The organism is Limosilactobacillus caviae, from assembly GCF_014635905.1.
Taxonomy (GTDB): Bacteria; Bacillota; Bacilli; order Lactobacillales; family Lactobacillaceae; genus Limosilactobacillus; species Limosilactobacillus caviae.
Genome location: NZ_BMDS01000012.1, coordinates 1 through 18,217, shown reverse-complemented (window position 1 = coordinate 18,217; position 18,217 = coordinate 1). Strand labels below are relative to the sequence as shown.

Annotated in this window: 33 protein-coding genes, 9 tRNA genes and 1 pseudogene; 6 read left to right on the top strand and 37 right to left on the bottom strand. The window is 37.5% G+C overall.

Annotation, left to right across the window (positions count from 1 at the left end; translation table 11 throughout):
* Nucleotides 1–10: 10 nt before the first annotated feature.
* The 27 genes and pseudogenes from IEU90_RS10555 to IEU90_RS10435 form a co-directional block, all read right to left on the bottom strand.
* Nucleotides 11–1,290, bottom strand: a pseudogene (locus IEU90_RS10555) (PBSX family phage terminase large subunit).
* On the bottom strand, nucleotides 1,272–1,805 hold the full coding sequence (locus IEU90_RS10550) for an NUMOD4 domain-containing protein (protein ID WP_229723681.1): 534 nt from the start codon (nucleotides 1,803–1,805) through the stop codon (nucleotides 1,272–1,274). The pseudogene IEU90_RS10555 and the gene IEU90_RS10550 overlap by 19 nt, the downstream one beginning before the upstream one ends.
* Nucleotides 1,789–2,223, bottom strand: coding sequence for a terminase small subunit (locus tag IEU90_RS10545; protein ID WP_188358115.1), 435 nt, complete (start codon nucleotides 2,221–2,223; stop codon nucleotides 1,789–1,791). The genes IEU90_RS10550 and IEU90_RS10545 overlap by 17 nt, the downstream gene beginning before the upstream one ends.
* A 42-nt stretch (nucleotides 2,224–2,265) precedes the next feature.
* The gene (locus IEU90_RS10540; RefSeq protein ID WP_188358114.1) at nucleotides 2,266–3,180 is read right to left on the bottom strand and encodes a hypothetical protein; all 915 of its coding nucleotides are present in this window, start codon (nucleotides 3,178–3,180) and stop codon (nucleotides 2,266–2,268) included.
* 220 nt (nucleotides 3,181–3,400) lie between these two features.
* On the bottom strand, nucleotides 3,401–3,859 hold the full coding sequence (locus IEU90_RS10535; RefSeq protein ID WP_188358113.1) for an ArpU family phage packaging/lysis transcriptional regulator: 459 nt from the start codon (nucleotides 3,857–3,859) through the stop codon (nucleotides 3,401–3,403).
* Nucleotides 3,860–4,008: 149 nt separating this feature from the next.
* On the bottom strand, nucleotides 4,009–4,236 hold the full coding sequence (locus tag IEU90_RS10530) for a hypothetical protein (protein ID WP_188358112.1): 228 nt from the start codon (nucleotides 4,234–4,236) through the stop codon (nucleotides 4,009–4,011).
* Entirely contained in the window at nucleotides 4,233–4,805 is a 573-nt protein-coding gene (locus IEU90_RS10525) for a hypothetical protein (RefSeq protein ID WP_188358111.1), read from the bottom strand. The genes IEU90_RS10530 and IEU90_RS10525 overlap by 4 nt, the downstream gene beginning before the upstream one ends.
* On the bottom strand, nucleotides 4,805–5,041 hold the full coding sequence (locus tag IEU90_RS10520; protein ID WP_188358110.1) for a hypothetical protein: 237 nt from the start codon (nucleotides 5,039–5,041) through the stop codon (nucleotides 4,805–4,807). The genes IEU90_RS10525 and IEU90_RS10520 overlap by 1 nt, the downstream gene beginning before the upstream one ends.
* The gene (locus tag IEU90_RS10515; RefSeq protein ID WP_188358109.1) at nucleotides 5,041–5,235 is read right to left on the bottom strand and encodes a hypothetical protein; all 195 of its coding nucleotides are present in this window, start codon (nucleotides 5,233–5,235) and stop codon (nucleotides 5,041–5,043) included. The genes IEU90_RS10520 and IEU90_RS10515 overlap by 1 nt, the downstream gene beginning before the upstream one ends.
* On the bottom strand, nucleotides 5,232–5,447 hold the full coding sequence (locus IEU90_RS10510) for a hypothetical protein (RefSeq protein ID WP_187403050.1): 216 nt from the start codon (nucleotides 5,445–5,447) through the stop codon (nucleotides 5,232–5,234). The genes IEU90_RS10515 and IEU90_RS10510 overlap by 4 nt, the downstream gene beginning before the upstream one ends.
* The gene (locus IEU90_RS10505) at nucleotides 5,444–5,608 is read right to left on the bottom strand and encodes a hypothetical protein (RefSeq protein ID WP_188358108.1); all 165 of its coding nucleotides are present in this window, start codon (nucleotides 5,606–5,608) and stop codon (nucleotides 5,444–5,446) included. Before IEU90_RS10505 ends, IEU90_RS10510 begins: the two co-directional genes overlap by 4 nt.
* Nucleotides 5,605–5,853, bottom strand: coding sequence for a hypothetical protein (locus IEU90_RS10500; RefSeq protein ID WP_188358123.1), 249 nt, complete (start codon nucleotides 5,851–5,853; stop codon nucleotides 5,605–5,607). Before IEU90_RS10500 ends, IEU90_RS10505 begins: the two co-directional genes overlap by 4 nt.
* Nucleotides 5,854–6,037: 184 nt before the next feature.
* Nucleotides 6,038–6,373: a VRR-NUC domain-containing protein gene (locus IEU90_RS10495; protein ID WP_188358107.1), complete on the bottom strand. Its 336-nt coding sequence runs from the start codon at nucleotides 6,371–6,373 to the stop codon at nucleotides 6,038–6,040.
* A complete protein-coding gene (locus IEU90_RS10490) occupies nucleotides 6,363–6,563 on the bottom strand; it encodes a helix-turn-helix domain-containing protein (protein ID WP_188358106.1) in 201 nt (66 codons plus the stop codon). Before IEU90_RS10490 ends, IEU90_RS10495 begins: the two co-directional genes overlap by 11 nt.
* A gap of 255 nt (nucleotides 6,564–6,818) precedes the next feature.
* Nucleotides 6,819–8,048: a virulence-associated E family protein gene (locus IEU90_RS10485; protein WP_229723679.1), complete on the bottom strand. Its 1,230-nt coding sequence runs from the start codon at nucleotides 8,046–8,048 to the stop codon at nucleotides 6,819–6,821.
* A complete protein-coding gene (locus IEU90_RS10480) occupies nucleotides 8,038–8,829 on the bottom strand; it encodes a bifunctional DNA primase/polymerase (protein ID WP_188358104.1) in 792 nt (263 codons plus the stop codon). The genes IEU90_RS10485 and IEU90_RS10480 overlap by 11 nt, the downstream gene beginning before the upstream one ends.
* 158 nt (nucleotides 8,830–8,987) lie before the next feature.
* Complete coding sequence (locus IEU90_RS10475; RefSeq protein WP_188358103.1) at nucleotides 8,988–9,503, bottom strand: DUF669 domain-containing protein; 516 nt, start codon at nucleotides 9,501–9,503, stop codon at nucleotides 8,988–8,990.
* 6 nt (nucleotides 9,504–9,509) lie between these two features.
* The gene (locus tag IEU90_RS11370) at nucleotides 9,510–9,764 is read right to left on the bottom strand and encodes a hypothetical protein (RefSeq protein WP_229723677.1); all 255 of its coding nucleotides are present in this window, start codon (nucleotides 9,762–9,764) and stop codon (nucleotides 9,510–9,512) included.
* Nucleotides 9,765–9,850: 86 nt separating this feature from the next.
* Complete coding sequence (locus IEU90_RS11365; protein ID WP_229723675.1) at nucleotides 9,851–10,273, bottom strand: AAA family ATPase; 423 nt, start codon at nucleotides 10,271–10,273, stop codon at nucleotides 9,851–9,853.
* 11 nt (nucleotides 10,274–10,284) lie between these two features.
* Complete coding sequence (locus IEU90_RS10465; protein WP_153710911.1) at nucleotides 10,285–11,655, bottom strand: DEAD/DEAH box helicase; 1,371 nt, start codon at nucleotides 11,653–11,655, stop codon at nucleotides 10,285–10,287.
* Nucleotides 11,655–12,134, bottom strand: a complete 480-nt coding sequence (locus IEU90_RS10460) for a siphovirus Gp157 family protein (RefSeq protein ID WP_153710912.1) — start codon at nucleotides 12,132–12,134, stop codon at nucleotides 11,655–11,657. The genes IEU90_RS10465 and IEU90_RS10460 overlap by 1 nt, the downstream gene beginning before the upstream one ends.
* Entirely contained in the window at nucleotides 12,134–12,406 is a 273-nt protein-coding gene (locus IEU90_RS10455; RefSeq protein WP_153710913.1) for a hypothetical protein, read from the bottom strand. The genes IEU90_RS10460 and IEU90_RS10455 overlap by 1 nt, the downstream gene beginning before the upstream one ends.
* A 5-nt stretch (nucleotides 12,407–12,411) precedes the next feature.
* Nucleotides 12,412–12,588 carry a hypothetical protein gene (locus IEU90_RS10450; protein WP_188358102.1) on the bottom strand — a complete coding sequence of 59 codons (177 nt, stop codon included), beginning with the start codon at nucleotides 12,586–12,588 and terminating at the stop codon, nucleotides 12,412–12,414.
* Nucleotides 12,575–12,796 carry a hypothetical protein gene (locus tag IEU90_RS10445; RefSeq protein ID WP_153710915.1) on the bottom strand — a complete coding sequence of 74 codons (222 nt, stop codon included), beginning with the start codon at nucleotides 12,794–12,796 and terminating at the stop codon, nucleotides 12,575–12,577. The genes IEU90_RS10450 and IEU90_RS10445 overlap by 14 nt, the downstream gene beginning before the upstream one ends.
* Nucleotides 12,797–12,818: 22 nt before the next feature.
* Nucleotides 12,819–12,986: a hypothetical protein gene (locus IEU90_RS10440; protein WP_188358101.1), complete on the bottom strand. Its 168-nt coding sequence runs from the start codon at nucleotides 12,984–12,986 to the stop codon at nucleotides 12,819–12,821.
* Between the two features lie 14 nt (nucleotides 12,987–13,000).
* Nucleotides 13,001–13,129: a hypothetical protein gene (locus IEU90_RS11455; RefSeq protein WP_263863490.1), complete on the bottom strand. Its 129-nt coding sequence runs from the start codon at nucleotides 13,127–13,129 to the stop codon at nucleotides 13,001–13,003.
* A gap of 11 nt (nucleotides 13,130–13,140) precedes the next feature.
* Nucleotides 13,141–13,467, bottom strand: coding sequence for a hypothetical protein (locus IEU90_RS10435; RefSeq protein WP_153710916.1), 327 nt, complete (start codon nucleotides 13,465–13,467; stop codon nucleotides 13,141–13,143).
* 52 nt (nucleotides 13,468–13,519) lie between these two features.
* Between IEU90_RS10435 and IEU90_RS10430 the strand changes: the two genes are divergently transcribed.
* A complete protein-coding gene (locus IEU90_RS10430; protein ID WP_188358100.1) occupies nucleotides 13,520–13,702 on the top strand; it encodes a hypothetical protein in 183 nt (60 codons plus the stop codon).
* Nucleotides 13,703–13,771: 69 nt separating this feature from the next.
* Here IEU90_RS10430 and IEU90_RS10425 read toward each other — a convergent pair whose 3' ends face one another.
* On the bottom strand, nucleotides 13,772–13,975 hold the full coding sequence (locus IEU90_RS10425) for a helix-turn-helix transcriptional regulator (protein WP_188358099.1): 204 nt from the start codon (nucleotides 13,973–13,975) through the stop codon (nucleotides 13,772–13,774).
* A gap of 189 nt (nucleotides 13,976–14,164) precedes the next feature.
* Between IEU90_RS10425 and IEU90_RS10420 the strand changes: the two genes are divergently transcribed.
* From IEU90_RS10420 to IEU90_RS10400, 5 genes are all read left to right on the top strand, one after another.
* Entirely contained in the window at nucleotides 14,165–14,470 is a 306-nt protein-coding gene (locus tag IEU90_RS10420; RefSeq protein ID WP_225431356.1) for a helix-turn-helix domain-containing protein, read from the top strand.
* Between the two features lie 5 nt (nucleotides 14,471–14,475).
* Complete coding sequence (locus IEU90_RS10415; RefSeq protein ID WP_153710919.1) at nucleotides 14,476–14,931, top strand: toxin; 456 nt, start codon at nucleotides 14,476–14,478, stop codon at nucleotides 14,929–14,931.
* A gap of 11 nt (nucleotides 14,932–14,942) precedes the next feature.
* On the top strand, nucleotides 14,943–15,209 hold the full coding sequence (locus tag IEU90_RS10410; protein ID WP_153710920.1) for a hypothetical protein: 267 nt from the start codon (nucleotides 14,943–14,945) through the stop codon (nucleotides 15,207–15,209).
* 61 nt (nucleotides 15,210–15,270) lie between these two features.
* Entirely contained in the window at nucleotides 15,271–15,819 is a 549-nt protein-coding gene (locus tag IEU90_RS10405) for a DUF4352 domain-containing protein (protein WP_153710921.1), read from the top strand.
* 164 nt (nucleotides 15,820–15,983) lie between these two features.
* Nucleotides 15,984–17,108 carry a site-specific integrase gene (locus tag IEU90_RS10400; RefSeq protein ID WP_153710922.1) on the top strand — a complete coding sequence of 375 codons (1,125 nt, stop codon included), beginning with the start codon at nucleotides 15,984–15,986 and terminating at the stop codon, nucleotides 17,106–17,108.
* Between the two features lie 164 nt (nucleotides 17,109–17,272).
* Here IEU90_RS10400 and IEU90_RS10395 read toward each other — a convergent pair.
* The 9 genes from IEU90_RS10395 to IEU90_RS10355 all read right to left on the bottom strand — a co-directional run bounded on the left by IEU90_RS10395 (nucleotide 17,273) and on the right by IEU90_RS10355 (nucleotide 18,100).
* Nucleotides 17,273–17,357, bottom strand: a tRNA-Leu gene (locus IEU90_RS10395).
* Nucleotides 17,358–17,371: 14 nt separating this feature from the next.
* A tRNA-Cys gene (locus IEU90_RS10390) sits at nucleotides 17,372–17,442 on the bottom strand.
* A gap of 36 nt (nucleotides 17,443–17,478) precedes the next feature.
* Nucleotides 17,479–17,553: transfer RNA gene (locus IEU90_RS10385), tRNA-His, on the bottom strand.
* 17 nt (nucleotides 17,554–17,570) lie between these two features.
* A tRNA-Trp gene (locus IEU90_RS10380) sits at nucleotides 17,571–17,641 on the bottom strand.
* 7 nt (nucleotides 17,642–17,648) lie between these two features.
* Nucleotides 17,649–17,731, bottom strand: a tRNA-Tyr gene (locus IEU90_RS10375).
* Between the two features lie 5 nt (nucleotides 17,732–17,736).
* Nucleotides 17,737–17,809, bottom strand: a tRNA-Phe gene (locus IEU90_RS10370).
* A 41-nt stretch (nucleotides 17,810–17,850) separates the two neighbouring features.
* Nucleotides 17,851–17,923, bottom strand: a tRNA-Val gene (locus IEU90_RS10365).
* 5 nt (nucleotides 17,924–17,928) lie between these two features.
* Nucleotides 17,929–18,000, bottom strand: a tRNA-Glu gene (locus tag IEU90_RS10360).
* Between the two features lie 8 nt (nucleotides 18,001–18,008).
* Nucleotides 18,009–18,100, bottom strand: a tRNA-Ser gene (locus IEU90_RS10355).
* Nucleotides 18,101–18,217: the final 117 nt, after the last annotated feature.

Genomic DNA, 18,217 nt, shown 5'->3' with positions numbered 1-18,217 from the left:
AATCACCACCTCAAATATAAATATTCTTTAATATCGTTGCCTTAGGACTAGCTAACCCATTAAATTCAGCACTACCATACCGCAAGCTATCAATGCAGTGGTTGTAGGCATCAACAGGTTCATTGATATATTCACCAGTCTTACGGTCTTTCTTATATGTATAATTCTCTAATTCTTCAATTGTTTTGACACAACGATCATCAACAATCCATTCAAACTGCTGTAAGAACTGAATACCCTGAATAATTGAGTCCGGCCCTTTCTTCGCTGGTCGAATACGATATATCCCATCACGCTTTAATTCAGCAATTGATTTTGGTTCTGCTGCATCAGCCGTAATAACTTCTTTGGTATAACCCATTTGTTTAATTACATTGGCTATTTCATTATTGAGCATTCCTTTTTTGACGTATTCTTCAAGAACATAGAAACGTTTATTTTTCATATCAATCTTGGAATGAGTAAAAGCAGATGGATCATTGCTGTAACCAAAGTCCAAGCCAAACAAATCAGGCAAATCACGCAACTGTGGTTCTTCCGGATATAATCGACGTTTAGTAAAGGTAGGAAAAACCAGCTTATCCAATGTAGCAAACTCGCCAAGTGTATAGATCTTATAGTATGCCGGGTTGGTTTGTTTTAAGTTCTCAATTGTTGCAATGTTATCAGCGTCCAAGAAGTGATTATCCTTGTAAGTTGATTGGTGAATTGATACTCGTTCCGGATTAACCTTTGCTTTCGGGTCAAACCATTGCTTGTAAGTCCAGTTCAATTTGCTAACTGGATTAAACATACAGAACAATTGCCGTTTCTTATGCTTAGGTTCACGTAGACGAAGAGTAAGCTGCGTAAAATCATCTTGATTAAACTCAGACGCTTCCTCCATGACAACATCAGACAATCCTTTAATCGACTTAATCTTTTCCGGATCATCCATTCCTTTAAATAGAAAAACCGCACCATTCGGTAAATGAATAGTACGGTTTGATTTATTTACTCTGCACAACGGTAACAACTGCCAATTTGATAGACAGTCAATTACGTCAGCAAAGATAGATTCTTGAATTGTTCGATCAACTTTCCGAAGCCATAGCACTTTACGGGGATGTTTCCAGTGTTGCAATGATTTAAGTACAACTTTCTGTACCACACCATGAGATTTACCAGAAGATGCACCGCCATAAGTCAGTACCAAACCTCAACGAAATGACCGTAATCAAACAAGTTATCAAAAATTTGCTTATTGAATACTTTAGCCGGTTTTGGAAAATTTAATTTGATGTTTGGCATACTATCACCTTCTTTTGTCTTGACCATATGTATCCTTTGAAAGATTTTATTTCCCCATCACAACAGCGATACACACTTCTACGGTTGAATCCATGTCTGTCGGCTTCTCTCGCTGAATTCCATACTTTTACCAAATTACCGTTTAAATCATATTGATAGATTTTCCAAGTGCTATGGCTTTGTTGTGAAAGAATTGACCTTTTCTCCACGTCGCCATAATTCATGTTGTACTTGCTAGTACACCATTCCAAGTTATCCACCTGGTTATTATTTTTATCTTCGTCTTTATGATTAACTTCAGGCAATTTGTCTGGGTTTGGGATAAAAGCCTCCGCTACTAAACGATGCACCTTCTTGGAGCGGCGGTTTAAATTAACCTGAGAATATCCATAAGCATCTTTCATCTGTTTAAGCAAGCCGCCTTTATACTCACTGTAAACATTACCTTTATTGCTAACCAAGTAATGAGGATGATCTTTGATTTTTCTCCATTGTTCTTCACTCCTCGTCATCATAATCCCCCATTCCCACATCAATCTGAACATCACCAGAAATAACTTTTTTATCAGTCCATGCGCCGTGACGCTTACCGATTAATTCCGCCGCTTTAATGCGATCTTTTGCCGACACTTCAACGTCTTCATAAACGCCCTTAGCAGTAGCAACTGATTCTGTTTGCTCACCACGCATAACCGAAGTAAGATACTCCATCACTTCGGTCATGTCTGCAGTCTTTTCGGACTTGATTTCTTCGTTGCGCTTTTCGATAGCAGCTTTAATATTAGGTTTTCTTAGGTTTTCGGTTGCTGTAACTGCAGCTGTCTTCTTAGAATATCCAGCCTTAATTGCCGCCTGAGTAGCATTACCCGAAATAATGTACTCATCGACAAATCGTTTTTGCTTCTGTGTTAATTTTTGAGTAATACTACTCACCTCCTTAAAAATAAAAAGCCAGCGATTAAACTGACTTTCTATTTATTTCCATTGACTTTCATCCCAATCCGTAATTATTAACTTTTGGACCTTGAAAGTCCCCTCTTGATTTCTTTGATATGTACATTTGCCATAGTATGGACGATCTGTAAGAAACATTTCTTTCCAAGTTTCTTCTGCATGCAATTCAGGATTAATTTCTACTGAATATGTTTGACCAGCTTCTAAATCATCATGTTCACTGCTGGAAATTTCAATGCGTCCTCGATTAGTTTCGTAATTACCAGAAATTATTTTCCCGGAAAATTGGAATTCATCATCTGTAGTTACTGTTGTTCCACCAAATATATCTTTATCTTTTGCATCTAGCCGAATATTTGCTGATTTCGTATCCTGAGCCCCTATTTCAATTCCTGTTATTTTTTTGCCATCTACACTTTGCGCTAATTCAGTAAGAGGTGTATTTAATTTATCGGCAACATTGGGAAGGCCTTGTGGGGTTGTGATTACTACTGTACCAGTATTATTGTTAATGTTTATTCCGCTTGTGCCTGCTTTTTGAATAACATCCACAGTTTTTCCTTCCTTTTTTGCACTTATTTTTGCTTTGAGAAATTCATAAGAATCTTTTATAGTTTCCATAATAAAATCTTGATTACTTATAATAAATGGCATTGCAGGAGCAATTATAGATTGGTAATGTATACACAATTCCGAAAGTAAAGATCCTTCCTTGACTTCTGTAAGTCTGACCGTTAGCTTTTCAGCATCGTGTTCCATAAATCTTTCTTTGTCGTTTAATGCTAGATACGTTTTCTTTATTAAATTATCAGCATTAGAAAAAGCTTCAATAACATAGTCTAAATTGTAACCAATCTTTTTGGTCATCTCATTACCGGAAACTCTAAAAGTCACCGTTTGACTTCCTGTAACGCCTTGATCTTTCTTTTTACTCATAAAAACAACTTCCTAACATAGTAATATATCTATATATATTAGAAAAAAATAAGGATGATCGCAATGTCATCCTTGATTAAATACTACGTTAGAAATCTAGTTTAACGTCGTTGCGGACAAATAATTTTGAAAGTTTATTATATGAATATCGAATTATTCGACAATATCATTATCACATTTTTATCAAGGATTGCTCATTCAACAATCGCCCATCAATTTATCATTCCTCATCTGGATAAACATGTAAGTCATCTATTTCAGTGTGAATACCATGTTTAACTAATTGGAATTCAAAACGATCAGCAAATTCGCATAACGCTTTTTCTTGTTTTCGACTATATGTTGATGAACTAATGCTTAATTCCCTGGCAATGTTATACGTCAACATCTGATCTGAATAACGACTTAACAATATCCGTTGCGATTCCTTTGTCATGTTACGCATTGCACAGCCCACACAATCGACTACTTCTTCTGCAAGCCAAATATTTAGCATTCGGTTTTCGCTCCCGTTACCGTAACTAGGTGCTTTAGGCATTCCGTCCATTCCAGGTGACTTCAAATCAAATCGTTGTTTCCCGGATAAAGCTAGATAGCGATCCAGCTTTTTTTCCAGAAACTCAGTAACCTTCCGTGCAGTTTTCAAACAATCTATATCTAAGTTCAAATCTGTTTGCATGATGTACCCCCGCTATCTGCTATAATAATTAAGGTTAATATTTTCAAGCGAGGACGCATCATACATGGTGGGTCCTTTTTATTATGGATTTTTCTTACCAAGAAGGAACCCAAACACGAAAACAGCAAGTAATAATATTAAAAATAACATTAATTTAACCTCCGTCGACACTTAGGACAGTAATTAAAGTATTCCCCACTAACTTCAATAGGGATTTCACTTTTAACTGACCCCACTACACCAGTATTTTTAACTGATTTAGTCACCATGATTGTCTTAAACGGTGCATGGCAATATTCACAATTTTCTTGTATAGAATTTTCAACAAACGAACGGCCTTTAAATACCACTGTCTGGGCATTAATTTTAATACTCATGATAATTCCTCCGGTTTAGCTTCAACTGAAACAGTAAAGAATGGATTACTGCTCAGCTTTCTAATTGTTAAAGTCTGATTTAGTGCATTATGACCAACTACATAATATTTCTGATCGTTATAAGTTACTGGTGCATTATTTTCTTCGTGCTTTAATGCTTCTTCAAATGTCATCTTAATTATCCCCCCGTTTGAAATTATTAATGTAATTAATAATATAGTCATACAAATTACCCAAGCTATTGTTAAGATATCCATCATTTTGCTAAATGTAATTTTGAACTTTGGCTTAGTTTCTTTTGGCTTATCGTTCTTAAATTCTTCTACATGCGGATAGTCCCTTAAATCTCCTAATTCAAAATAGAGTCGCTCTGTCTCGATCTCATAATCACTCATTGGAGTAACCGGTATTTTAATAATTTTTGCTGTCGCATTTTTCATATGCAAATCAGATCTAAAGGCATCCCATGCTGCTTGATAAAATTCTTTCTTACCATCAGCTACCACTTCATAAACGAATGGCTCCACTGGATAAGCTTCCATTTTTTGGTTACCACATTTAATTTCCATTAATTAACCCTCTCATAAGTCCGTTTAAATATATCTGGTTCAATTCTCCAGTGTTCACCATCAATTCCAGTAGCAATCCAATCGCCTATATTTAATATCGAAGCTCCCTCTTTTGTGTAAAAACTATATTCATCACCTGGAGAATAGTACTTAATGTGATACTTTCTTATCATTTCATCAGAACCATCGAACTGTTCAGCTTCGATTAAGGCTGTTTTTCTGTATTTGTGTAGCATTAGTCTTCCTCCTCATACATAACAACGCAATCAAGATAATACAGGCTAAATCCGGGGTTAGTGTAATTAGCATCGGAATTAGTATCCACCATAGGATAAGGCTTAATATCAATTACTTTCTTATCCTTAATGAATTCATTTACGTTTTTGTCAAATTCTTCTGGATCAGTTGCATGAATATAATGTACTTTCATTGTTCTTCCTCCTCGTTCAGTGGTCGCTTGCACATCGGACACCAATTAATCTTTTTAGACTCAATTGTTTCTTCTTCAACGACTAGCCTGTCACCTTCAATATGAACAACTTGACCCAGCACGCTCCCTAAACCGCCATAGTGCAAAGTATTAATTATGTCTTTCTTACCGTGACAGTACGGACAATTCTTTTGCTTTTCAGTTAATTTCATAATTCGTTCTCCTTGGCAGTATCAATAACGTGTCCAATTTCATTTAATTGGTGTATTCGCTGCAATTCATGTAATGCAATGATTTGAGCTACTTTTGCTTCCACCGGATAACCACTACTGATAATCCTAGTTAATGTTGGCTTATCAAATCTATCGGTCATTTCTTCCACCTCTTAGGCTTTCTAGCTATTTTGTGCCCATATTGTGACCACTCATAACTCGTATGATTGTGCCAAGCCATCATATGCTTAGCCTTAGCAATCTGCCGCTTACGAGTACGCTTAATCTTGGAATAAGCCCGTCGCTTTACATTGACGTTAAGATAATATGCTTCACCATCTTTGCCTATGCCATCAACAACAAACAAACAAGGACCAACTTTTCCGAAACACTTATAATTAATCATTTACAACCTCCGCGTATTGTTTCATAGCGTGCTCCTTATCCACAAGATGCTAATTGTAAAGCAAATTAATACCACAATAATTTCTGCAACTAGCAATCCTCGACTTTGGGTTTCCTGATAATCGCGTTGGATATATCTAATTAACCGCAGCCATAATAAGGAAAAGATAGCATTAGAGATGATACTAAAAGCCATAGCCAATCAATCCTTCCTCAACAATTTTTACTGCATCCCCAGCAGACCTAGCGATTCCATGAATAATTTCTCGTTTAGTTAACATTTCATGAAATCTAATTTGATCCGCTCTCGGCTTGCCTTTTTCATTCTTCACTTCAATGTAAAATACTTGATGATCTGACCAACGAAATCCATATAAATCCGGATGGCCACTAGGTACACCAGCTGAAAAAAATCTTCCATCTGGTGTTTTTACCGAACCAACGTTTACCCGGAACACTGTACACTGATGTTTTGACAAGGCTACCCGGATATCGTTTTGAATTTTATGTTCACTTAGCATTAGACCACCCCACTAAATAAGATGGGCTAACATGCAAAGCTCTAGCAAGCCGTTCCCACATTACTAAATTAGGTTCACGCTCATTGAGTTCATATCTGGATATTGTATTATTAGTTAGACCAACGATATTACCTAATTCTGATTGAGTTATTCCCATTGCCTTTCGACACTCTTTAATTCTATTCTTCATCATTAACCTCCCCTGGTTTACACTAGGTTTACAGTAATCAAATCACTTTTATTCTTACTGCCACAAGGCTTTGAACGATGGTTTACAGGTTTACACTTGTTTTCAACTTTTTATAAAGCATATATAGGTCTTATATATATTTTTATTATTATTATTAAAATAGTGTAGTAGTGTAAACCAACAACAGATAATCACTGATATATCAACGTTTATAGAGGTTTACACTAAAAGAATTTAAGTGTAAACCAGTGCAAACTACTGTAAACCTTCAATTTTTCGATATCCACGATGAACAACGCCCTTCATCTTCTTATATCCCGTTTTCCAATCACTCCGGTTATCCATCACATACTTAATCTTCTTTGCTAATGAGCGATTCTTAACCAGATTATCTTCTCCTAACTCGTGAGCAATTTCTGAACTTTCAATCCAATCATCATCCCAAGTAGTAAGCACTCGTTCAATTTGATTTTCAGTTTCATCAATGTACATAAATATCTTTCGATTGTCCTCAATGAGTTTCTGCTGCTCCTTCGTCAACATGAAGGAAAAGCTTTTCTTATAGAGGTCGACAGCCTCACCCCAGATATTACTAACCGTCTTATCGTCTAGATCCGTGACCGGATTTGCCATCGCTCTGGATTTATCGGCCATGTTTGGCAGAAATCGCCTTTCACCAGTTTTATCTTTTAAGTAAGTCGATTCATTGGTCGTCCTCGCAATAACAAAATTCTTTGGCCGGCGGATTGTATGTCGTCCATATGGTGGCCGGAACTCTAATTCTTCGGCTGAAATAAATTTCTTCAAGTTTTCAAAATCAGAATTATTAGTTGCCGTCATTTCATCATCGTTAACAATCAATGCTCGTAGCATGTTGGCAAAACTATCCTTATCCTTAAAGTCCGTGAATTGGTCCGTGTACCAACCATGGGCTAGTTTTTTAAGTAAGGTAGTTTTTCCAACACCTTGGCCACCGACTAAATCAAATACCCAGTCAAACTTGCTTTCTGGTTTATAGACTTTCATCACTGCACCAACAAGAAACAATTTTGTTTGCAGTGTCGTCACTTCATTACTTGGAGCTCCTAGATAAACTGGTAAAAAGTCCTTGATACGTTCTTTGTGGTCCCAGTCCTTATAACACTTCTCCATATACTCCTTGACGGGATTGTAGGGGTGGCTTTTTGCTTCAACAGTAATCGCCATATTCAACAACCTTTCTTGAAACATCACGCCATACTCATCTTCAATGTAGCGAAGCATAATGGCCGAATAGCTATCATCAAGCTGGCCCTTTTCAATAAAGAGTTGTGGAATATCCTTAACCACATCGATTGAATAAGCGAACTCATTATATTTGAAGGTGCCATGCAGTAACGGATCACCATCAAGGATTAAGCCAACGTTCTTCAAACTATTAGTCTTGGGATTTCCTTGAGTATTTAATTCAAAATCAATTGGTTTGCGAATCACATTATCCGCCACGCAGTTCACCTCCATTCCTCATATCCCGGTTAAGCATTGACCTAAACGTTCGATTTACTTCGTCTTCTGGAAGCGGATCAGGTGTGTTTTCATTACAAATCATCGCTAATTGGTACACAGCCTTAGCTTCAACTCCTCGGAATAACAGGGCACCAATCATTCCAGCTAAGGTTTTATTACGCATCCCTTTATCACCTAACCCATTGGCAATCGTTTCAAGTAAGTCAGTAGTCGAATTTCGCTCACGTGGTTTAATTACTAAATCATCAGGAGAACTACGGCGATTACTGGCTCGCATCTGATTAATATTTACCACTAATGATTTAGGAGCCGTCACAATCGGATTTTTATTCAACCATTTATAACCATCACTCGGGGCAACCACGACATAGTTATTCTGATGAGCCTTTACATCAACGCCCGGAAGATAACCGATTAATTGATTAACCCGCATATCTGACCGCTTTAGATAGAATAATTGTCGGCCACCGTGCCTTGTGGTTTGGGTCAACGTTTCTGGAAAGTATTCGGCTGGTAGTTGTTTAATCGAATCAAAACCGTCAACATTGTCTTCATGGTTGCGGTCAATATCAACTACAAAGAATTTATCAGTCCGCAAAGCTATCTGAGCAAAGGGATGTTTCTGCCAAAGTGCTTTAATTTCATCTGCAGTCAATGGTTCCCGATCAGCAAACTTAATCAATGGACGTTTACCAGCAATTGGGAGGACACTCAATCCTTTAGCTTGGTAAGCCAAGGCGTAATTAACTAAATTTTTCATCTTGACCTCCTAGAAAAATAGCGGGCATTTCACCCGCTCGGTGTATAGGTCACTGCCTTAATTAGAACTAATACCAGTTATGGTAATATTCTTCCCATTCTTCTTCGTCCTGAACTTGTTGCTTTCTTTTCATTTCTAATGCTTTTCGCAACCCACCCTTAAAAGGGCATTCCATCATCTTCAACTTCTGGCGTTTCCGGTTGTTCTGTTTCTTCAAAGTCATAATTACGGTATGGGTATTGAGGATTCTTCTTGTTTGGTCGAACTTTTAAGTCCATTGACATGACTTTTCCTACTGCAGGCTGGAATGCTTTAGCTAAGTTTTCATAAATTAAAGTATCGTCATCCCAAACTTCATCAGGAATTTCAACACCTAAGATTGCTGCTAATTTAGAAACCAATCGTAAATTAGTTTCTAGCATCGGATTAGGATTACCCTTAGTGGTTAATTCGTCTAATCCAATCTGTAAGAATTCCTTTGGGCCGGCACTTTCACCGTCAACAACTTCTAATTCAAAATTAAGCTGTTCCGCATTCCAAGGCGTTTCATGATTTTCTACCTTAGCAACGGCTACGGTATACTTACCGCTTTCCAGTCCCTTAAATTTATTAACTGAATCATTCTTTGGATCAAAACCTTCAGTAGCTTTATTCATTGCATCTCGTAAACTCATAATTCATTAACCTTCCTTTACATTTTGCTTTTTAATTTTGTTAACAATTTCATTCTGCTCTTTTGTAGTAGTCTGCTTTGGCTTATCAAAGACACCATTTACATGTTCCAGCACTCGTAAAATTGCCGGATCAGTAATATCATCTTTGACATAGTGAATTCGTCGATCTTTAACCATTCGGATGTAACGATCGCCAAACCGTTTCGTTTCAATTACTAGGTCACAGTTACCGTTAACCACGTTGTAGTACTTCTGCTTCAATGATGGTCTATCTTCCGTGTGTCCGGAAGTTTCATCAGTCAACGTCATTAGTCGGCTAATGTAAACAGTGTTGAGTGGAAGTGCTTTTAATTCAGTAACAAATGCTTGGAAAACAGTATTAAATTGGCGTACCCTTTTCCGTATGGAACATCGCCTAGTGTTTCCACGCCATTGTCATAACAGATAGCCTGTTCAATCAGCGTTACTACATCGTCAATAACATCAATGACCACTGTCTTGTAACCATGCTTTTCGGTTCCCAGAGCTAGGATAATTTCATCTAATTGGTCAATCACTGACTTCTTAAGTGATCCATCACTCTTCCGGACATTCTTCAATTGAATTGATGGTGCGGTGTTCATTTCACTATTTCCATCAGTATTTAGGAATAGCGGTGCTGGGAACCGTTCCGCTAAGTAAGATTTTCCGGACATCGTGTCCCCGTAAATAAAATAATTTCGTGGTACTTTCCGTACTTTCTGTGGTTTGTTTGGTGGCAAAATACTCATTAATATCAACCTCATTTCTTGATAAATCCACGCTGTTTAGCGTAGTGGTAAGCCCAGCCTGGTTTATACCCTTTTAATTTGGCATAGGCCTGTATTTCTTTCAGATTATTCAATTCGTTTGGACGCTTGCCAGCAACATTATTCATAATTGCTGACGATTGAATTTGTTTAATAATTGCTAGTCGTGACTTAGCAACTTTTTTCAGTTGCACATCGTCAACGACTTCAATTCCTTTTTCTTCTCCTAGTGGTGAGCCACAATAAGGACAGATATCGTTGGTACGATAGAAACTCGCAAAACAAGTCGGACAAACAGATACAGGTTTGATTGTGCTTCCTGATTGTCGTTTATCCTTTCCCTTGCCTTCTAATGACCACTGCCTATCATCAGTCGGTAATCCAAATCGTTGTACATTTCCAACGTGGTCAATAATTACTGCTGTCTTACCTTTGCGGGGGTTCATTGACCGCATTGCAAACTGTAAGTACAGGGATAATGATTGCGTTGGGCGTAGCATAATCACACAGTCAACATTAGGGAGATCTAGCCCCTCGGTAAATAGCTCTGCATTGGTTACGATTTGAATTTTTCCTTGTCGATATTCCTCAATAATTTTCTTTCGCTCATCTTTCGGAGTTTTTCCGGACACAGCTTTTGCCGAAATGCCATATCCGTTAAATGCGTTAGCTAATCGACGAGCACTCTCAACGTTGTAAGTATAGGCAATTGCCTGCATTCCTTTAGCTAGTTTGAAGTAGTGCTTTACCGCATTTCCATAGATTTTCGGCTTCATGGCTTCCTTGATTGAATTCTCATCAAATTCACCAGTTTGTTTTACTTTTAGTTTGGCAGTGTCAATATACGAAGGAGCGTAATAATCAACTGGTGCTAAAAAGTGATGGTCAATTAACCAGGGGACTGATTTGCCAATAATTAAATCATCAGCCACATCAGTAAAACCCTGTCCACCTAACCGATAAGGAGTAGCGGTAAACAGTAACTTATAAGCTTTCGGAAAAGCATCAAGAATCCTTCGATATGATTTAGCCAGAACATGATGGGCCTCATCAACAAAGATTATCGCCGGTGGGTCTAGATTATTAACGTGTCGAGTAATCGTTTGAACCATACCGATTTTAGCTAAATCCATATTTACATCATTAGTTTTGAACGTCTTGATAACCTGCTGGACAATTTCCTGACGATGAACTACGAATAATATTCGATTACCCTTAGCAGTGGCTCGTCTGGCAATATCTGCCATGATTACTGTTTTCCCAGTTCTTGGTGGTTGCTGTACCATGATTGACTTGTGACCCGCATGAATTGATTTAGTAATGTTATCAATCGTTTCTTGCTGGTAATCACGGAGCTTAAACATTACTTAATCACCGTGTTCCGGTTAGCTTTCAAGTGTGCTCCCGGTACTTCTTCCCCAGCCTTAAGCGCTTCGTAAATAGCCTGCTTATCTGGTTTGGTAGTTGTTTCGGTGATTTTAAACTTATCTGGAAGCTTTTTATCACTGTCAATGATTGTCGAAGCCTTAAAGTTACGGGCACTAAGCAAGTGGTTTTCAGTTGCCATTTTCTTAATTCCAGCATCATCGAGGACATCAGTGATATACTTTTTAATCCAAGTCAGTTTATTCTTCCGGTAAGTAATTTCTTCACGCCATGACTTTTGCTTTGCATCTAGGAACTCAATTTCAGACTTTAAGCGATCAGCCCATGTCGCTAAATTATCTAGCTTATTCCTACGGTCATCCTTAATTGCATCAAGGGTGTCTTTTAAAATTGTCGGGTCAAGGTCATCACGGTTAGCTAGTATTTTATAATTATCGTTAAGTTCAAATAAATTCATTAGTCCTTACCTCCTAAGAAGATTTGAGAAAGCAAATCGGCAAATGGGTCAGTCTTCAAAGTTCCAATCGTTGCCTTAATAATTGAAGTTGTAACCGGGCTAGTATTTAGATAATTTATAATCATTGCAGCTACCGTTCCATCATCGCCATCAATCAAAGAGATTGTTCGTTCGTCACGAATTTCTGATTTTTTAGCAGCGAAAATGGCTACTTCCTCGTATTCTGGTCCAAGGATCGCTTTAATTGCATTAATTTTTTCTCCGTTAGTCATTATCTTTACCTCCACACACCTTTTTCTAAAATCCCTTTAAATGTTTTTTTGAGTAGTTCAGGATGATAAGTTAGACCGGCAACAAGCATCTTAGCTAAATCGTCAGTATTACCGGTCACTTCACAGCTAAAACGATTAGGATTATTCGGAATAGTCACTAAATGAATTTCAGTTTGCTTCATGTTGATTACCTCCGTAAACATTCTTAGTTTCCGTTGCTAACCGTTCGGCTGCGATTCGTAACATGGTGGCTGCGTTTTCCATCTTGATAGCCATTGCCATTCGCTCTTCTGGAGTGCTTGCTGCTTGATATTGAGTGGCTAAGTGTGATACAAACACACAATTATCGCCAATTTCAGCATTAAGCTTTGATAAATTTAGTTCATTCATATATAATTACCTCGTAAAATATTTATTTTTGGGTACGACTGTTTGCGGCGGTCGTACTTTTTTTATTTAGCGGATCAATAACAATTAGTAATAGATATACTGACAGGATTGCGATTGCTCCGTCATAACTACCAACCATCGTGCAATACATTACCCATGCGCCGATGATCAGCGGAATTAATTTGTTCATCCCTTCACCTCCTTTCAATGTTTCTTCCGATATTTTGGCTTTAATAGCAGTGGTTCATTCCGTTCATAAAGTAAGCTGTAAATCACCGCATACAATAAACACAGCGCAATAATTAATATTGGTAATCCAATTAGCAATGCCATCTAGTCACCTCCTAACGTGGTAAAGACTGATTCCAATCAATCTCGGCTCGGTGATCTTTTATCCAAGCCATTGCTTCAGTTTTATTCACCCTAGTTGGGTAACCACTCCCCGCATTCAAATTGATTACCCAATTTTTAAACGCCGGAATCGATAAGATAAACATCCTTACCCACTCCTTGTCCTTTTTGACAGGCAACAAATTAGTAAATTCTTGAATACCGACCCAATCGCCAATTTGATTATGGCTTTTAGGAACCAAGGTGTATCGTTCCTTAATTCGTCTAAGCACTTCATCAGTAATCGTTTGGTAATCTTGCTCGTCTAATAAAGCTTGCATTAATAACACCGTCCTTTTTTGATAAAATAATTGCATCCCCTCACGAAAGGAGGTGACTACTATTACTACTCATTACAGTTATGAGGAAGCTCTTGCAGCTAGTACTCGCATTGTAAATAGCATTCCGCCAGAAGCTTATGAAGCAATGCGACAAGCTTCCCAAACGCAGCAACGAATTACAGAATCACTTGCTCCTGCTCATCGGAACTTAATGTCCGGATACTCTTTTTTGTAAGAGTTCAAATCTACGTTGAACTTCTGAATCAATGTGTTGCAATTAATCTCCGCCTTTCATTAATTACATTTAAACTGTAATATTCGGTAAAAAAAGAATGTCATTATATTTGACATTAAACGCTTGCTCAATAGCTTTGATAGTTGGAACATCAGGATAAGTTTTCCCAATCTCGTAATTTGCCCACGTATACTTACTTACGCCAACCTTTTTAGCGGCTTCTTCTTGCGTTAGATTTTCGTTTACGCGGAGTGCTTTTAATGTTAACTTCATTGCTTAACCTCCTTTCAACACCAACAATATTATTACAGTTAAAATGTAATGTCAATAATAAATTACCGAAAAAATGTAATTTATTGTAAAAAAAGAGGATTTTATTACCGTTTTAGTGTACAATAACTAATATACAGATAATAAGAAGAGAGGCCATTCGGTATGAGTGATTTAGGAAACAAAGAAATTATGGCGAAAAACATCCAAAGACTTATGGACAGTCATGGGGTGTCACGTCGCAAACTTGCTGCTGATTTAGGATTCAGTTACACTACCCTGTCCGCATGGCTTCAAGGTGAAACGTATCCAAGAATCGATAAAATTGAAATGATGGCAAATTATTTTGGTGTAAGCAAAGCTGAGTTAGTAGAACGTCCTCATAAAGAAAACACAGCAGCTACTACTATAGCTGCTCATATTGACGACGACACCCCAGAAGAAGAACGCCAGCAAATTATTAATTTTATCGAAAATTTGAAAAAGGCTCGGAAGTGATATGTATGTATGCTTATGAAGAATTAGCTAGTGAGTACCCTAATATAAACATTAGTTATCATCAAGAAATGCCAGACCATCTTGCAGGCTTATATTTTGATGGCGATATTTTATTGAATCCTTCGGTAAGCAGCACCAAGATGTATGAAACCCTTCAAGAAGAAATTGCACATTATGATACAACAGTTGGAGATATTGTTGCCGAAGATACTGTAGATAGTCGAAAGCAAGAACATAAAGCACGTTCGTTAGCAATGACCAGAGCTGTTAGCCTAGATAAACTTATCTATTGTCATAATCATGGCCTCTGGGAATTAGATGAAATTGCTGATTACTGTAATGTTGATGTTGAGTATTTAACTGACGCAATTAATAACTATCGGGTAAAACGTGGATTAACTTTTGCATATAAGGGTTATAGGTTTGATCTACGAAAGAATGTAAAAATTGAAAAAATATGAGGTTAAGATAAATGAGTATTTTTAATGGAAAAGATGGTTGGAAAAAAGACGTAGATAAGTTTGTAGATGAAAACAATCTACAAGATGTGGATAAAGAATACGATGATGCCTTGCGTAAAATTGCAATTTCAAAAAAGCTTTCTGGTTCTGCTCCAATTCTTGATCGGCAATCACAGTATTTAACTCAGTATTATCAAGAAATGATTGAACAAAATTATATTTTAATGCGTCAAAATCAAGAGATTATTAATCAACTACGCAAACTTAATTCAAAATAGTCTTATTGTCCAAACCCTGATGACAATAAAAGCTGAATTATATTAGGGAGGTCATTTTACAATGGCAAAAAAGATTCAAGGCGAAGACGGAAAAACTTACGTAGAAAAGAAACCATTCTATAAACGTGTTTGGTTCTGGATAATTGTAGTTGTTTTAGTTCTTGCTATCGGTGGAAGTATGGGAAGTGGTAGTAATGGCGGAACAAAAGAAAACTCTTCTAATTCATCCACTAAAAAAACAGCTTACTATAAAGTTGGTGATACCGTAAAAGTTGGTAAAGTAACGTACACCCTTACATCTGTAGAAACAACTGATGAACGTAATGAATTTGCTGATGATAAGCCTGCAAATGTTATCAAAGTTACTTATCATGTAAAGAACAACTCAGATGAGGATTTACCAATTGGAACCGACCTAGAAGCATATGGCCCAGATAATACTAAACTAAAAACTTATCCTATCGATAACACTTTAGACTCAGTTGCAGCTGGTAAGGAAGCGGATGTTACAACCGGATTTGGTACCAATAAGCTAGGTAATATTGAACTACAATTTGCCCCTCTTGTTTCAACTGAGAAGGCAGCAAAGTTTAAAGTTAATGTACAATAGCTAATATTTTATTTGTCCAACTACTCGATGACATAAAAAGCTAGTAAACAAAAAAGCCCACCGACAGTTGCAGCTGTCAGTGGACCAAGGGTTGATATTAATTGCGTCCAAACAAATATTATCAACCCTTTCATTATACACAATTTAATAATGGAGGGACAAGTATGGCTCAAATATTTAAACGAAGTAATCATTGGAGTGCTCGTATCCGTTGGTATGATTCTGATGGGAAAAGGCATTCAAAATCACAAGATGGATTTACAACTAAAGCACTCGCAAAACAGTGGGCCCTTGAAAAACAAATGGCGTTAAATAATGGATTAGATATTAGTAAAACCATAAGTTTGACAGACTATTATTGGGAATGGGTCAAAACCTACAAAGAACCAAAACTAAGTAGTAAAACACTAAATCGTTATAATAATGTTGGCAAACGACTAGAAAGTTACTTCAACAAGACTAATATTAAGGAAATTAAAAGGACTCATTACCAAAAGTTTATTAATCAATATGGAAGTAATCACGCTCCATCTAGCGTAAAAAAATTAAATTCAATAATTAGGTCCTGTGTTAAATCAGCAATTCTTGATGATTATATCACTAAGGATTTTACCCAGAATATATCTCTTACTGCGGATAAGGATCGTTCACTAAATGTTGAATACCCCAATATAAAAGAGATTAAACAAATCCTTAATCAAACAATTAATGGTATAACCAATAGAAGATATACTAGTCGGTACATGATAGTCACCGCAATTTATACCGGTATGCGTAAAGAAGAAATACAGGCTTTGACGTGGAATGATATCGATTTTATTCATCATATTATCAATATTGATAAAGCTTGGAAAGAAACAAAAGATAAAGGCGAAACTGACGAGCATTTCAAGACTCATCGTTTTAAACCAACTAAAAACGAGTCATCAGTTCGCAAGATTAAAGTAAATCAAAAACTTCTTCAATTACTACATAGATTAAAAATCAACGCACCAAGTAATCTTGTTTTTATGAATCAGTTTGGAACTATTCCTACAAGTGGACCACTCAACGAAAAATTACATGAAATAATGTCTGAGCTTCATATAGAAAAAGATAATTTCCATTTTCATAGTTTGCGACATAGTCATGTTGCCCTACTACTCGCTAATGATATAGATCTTTATGTCATTAGTAAAAGATTAGGACATAATAATATATCAACAACAACTGATACCTATGCTTATTTAATTGATGAATATCGACAAAAGAGCAACGATAAAATAATCTCTGTACTAAATCAAATGTAAAAAAAGTTGTGTCCCGTTTGTGTCCCAAGTCTACAAATTCATACCATTTTACACTATTTCAAATACTTAACAATTTAAACCAAAAAAATAGGAGGAAGCCTGATTTAACAAGCTTTCTCCTATTTCATTAGCTTAGCTGACACTTTTGTACGAAAGCAATAGTATGCCTCCGGTGGGGGTCGAACCCACACTCCCTCAACGGGAACTGGATTTTGAGTCCAGCGCGTCTGCCAATTCCGCCACAGAGGCATCAGCTAACTAAAAGGTGGTAATCGGATTTGAACCGATGATAAAGGTTTTGCAGACCTCTGCCTTACCACTTGGCTATACCACCAAATAGTTAAGATTAAGTAATTAACCTAATCAAAAGGGCGGTATGTGGGATTCGAACCCACGCGTGCCGGACCCACAAACCGGTGTGTTAACCAAACTTCACCAATACCGCCAAAATATTCAGTTAAGCAGGGATAGTAGGAATCGAACCCACAATGACGGTTTTGGAGACCGTAGTTATACCGTTTAACTATATCCCTATAAAAATGGGGGAGAGTGGATTCGAACCACCGAACCCGAAGGAACGGTTTTACAGACCGTCGCGTTTAGCCAGACTTCGCTACTCCCCCATAAATGGCGCGGGACGGAATCGAACCGCCGACACACGGAGCTTCAATCCGTTGCTCTACCAACTGAGCTACCGAGCCATCGTGTAATGGGTAAATATACAACCATATTAAGTTGTAAATGGAGGATACAGGGCTCGAACCTGTGACCCCCTGCTTGTAAGGCAGATGCTCTCCCAACTGAGCTAATCCTCCAAAAGTGACCCGTGCGGGATTTGAACCCACGATACCAGCGTGAAAGGCTGGTGTCTTAACCACTTGACTAACGGGTCATAAATAACGGAGAGTAAGGGATTCGAACCCTTGATACAGGCTTTAACCCGTATACATCATTTCCAATGATGCTCCTTCGGCCAGCTCGGACAACTCTCCAGTATCCAAGCCCCGGCACAATTAAGACCAGGTGCCAAAGCTTGATTTAGCGTGGCAACGTCCTATCCTCGCAGGGAGCGATCCCCCAACTACTTTCGGCGTGTTGAAGCTTAACTT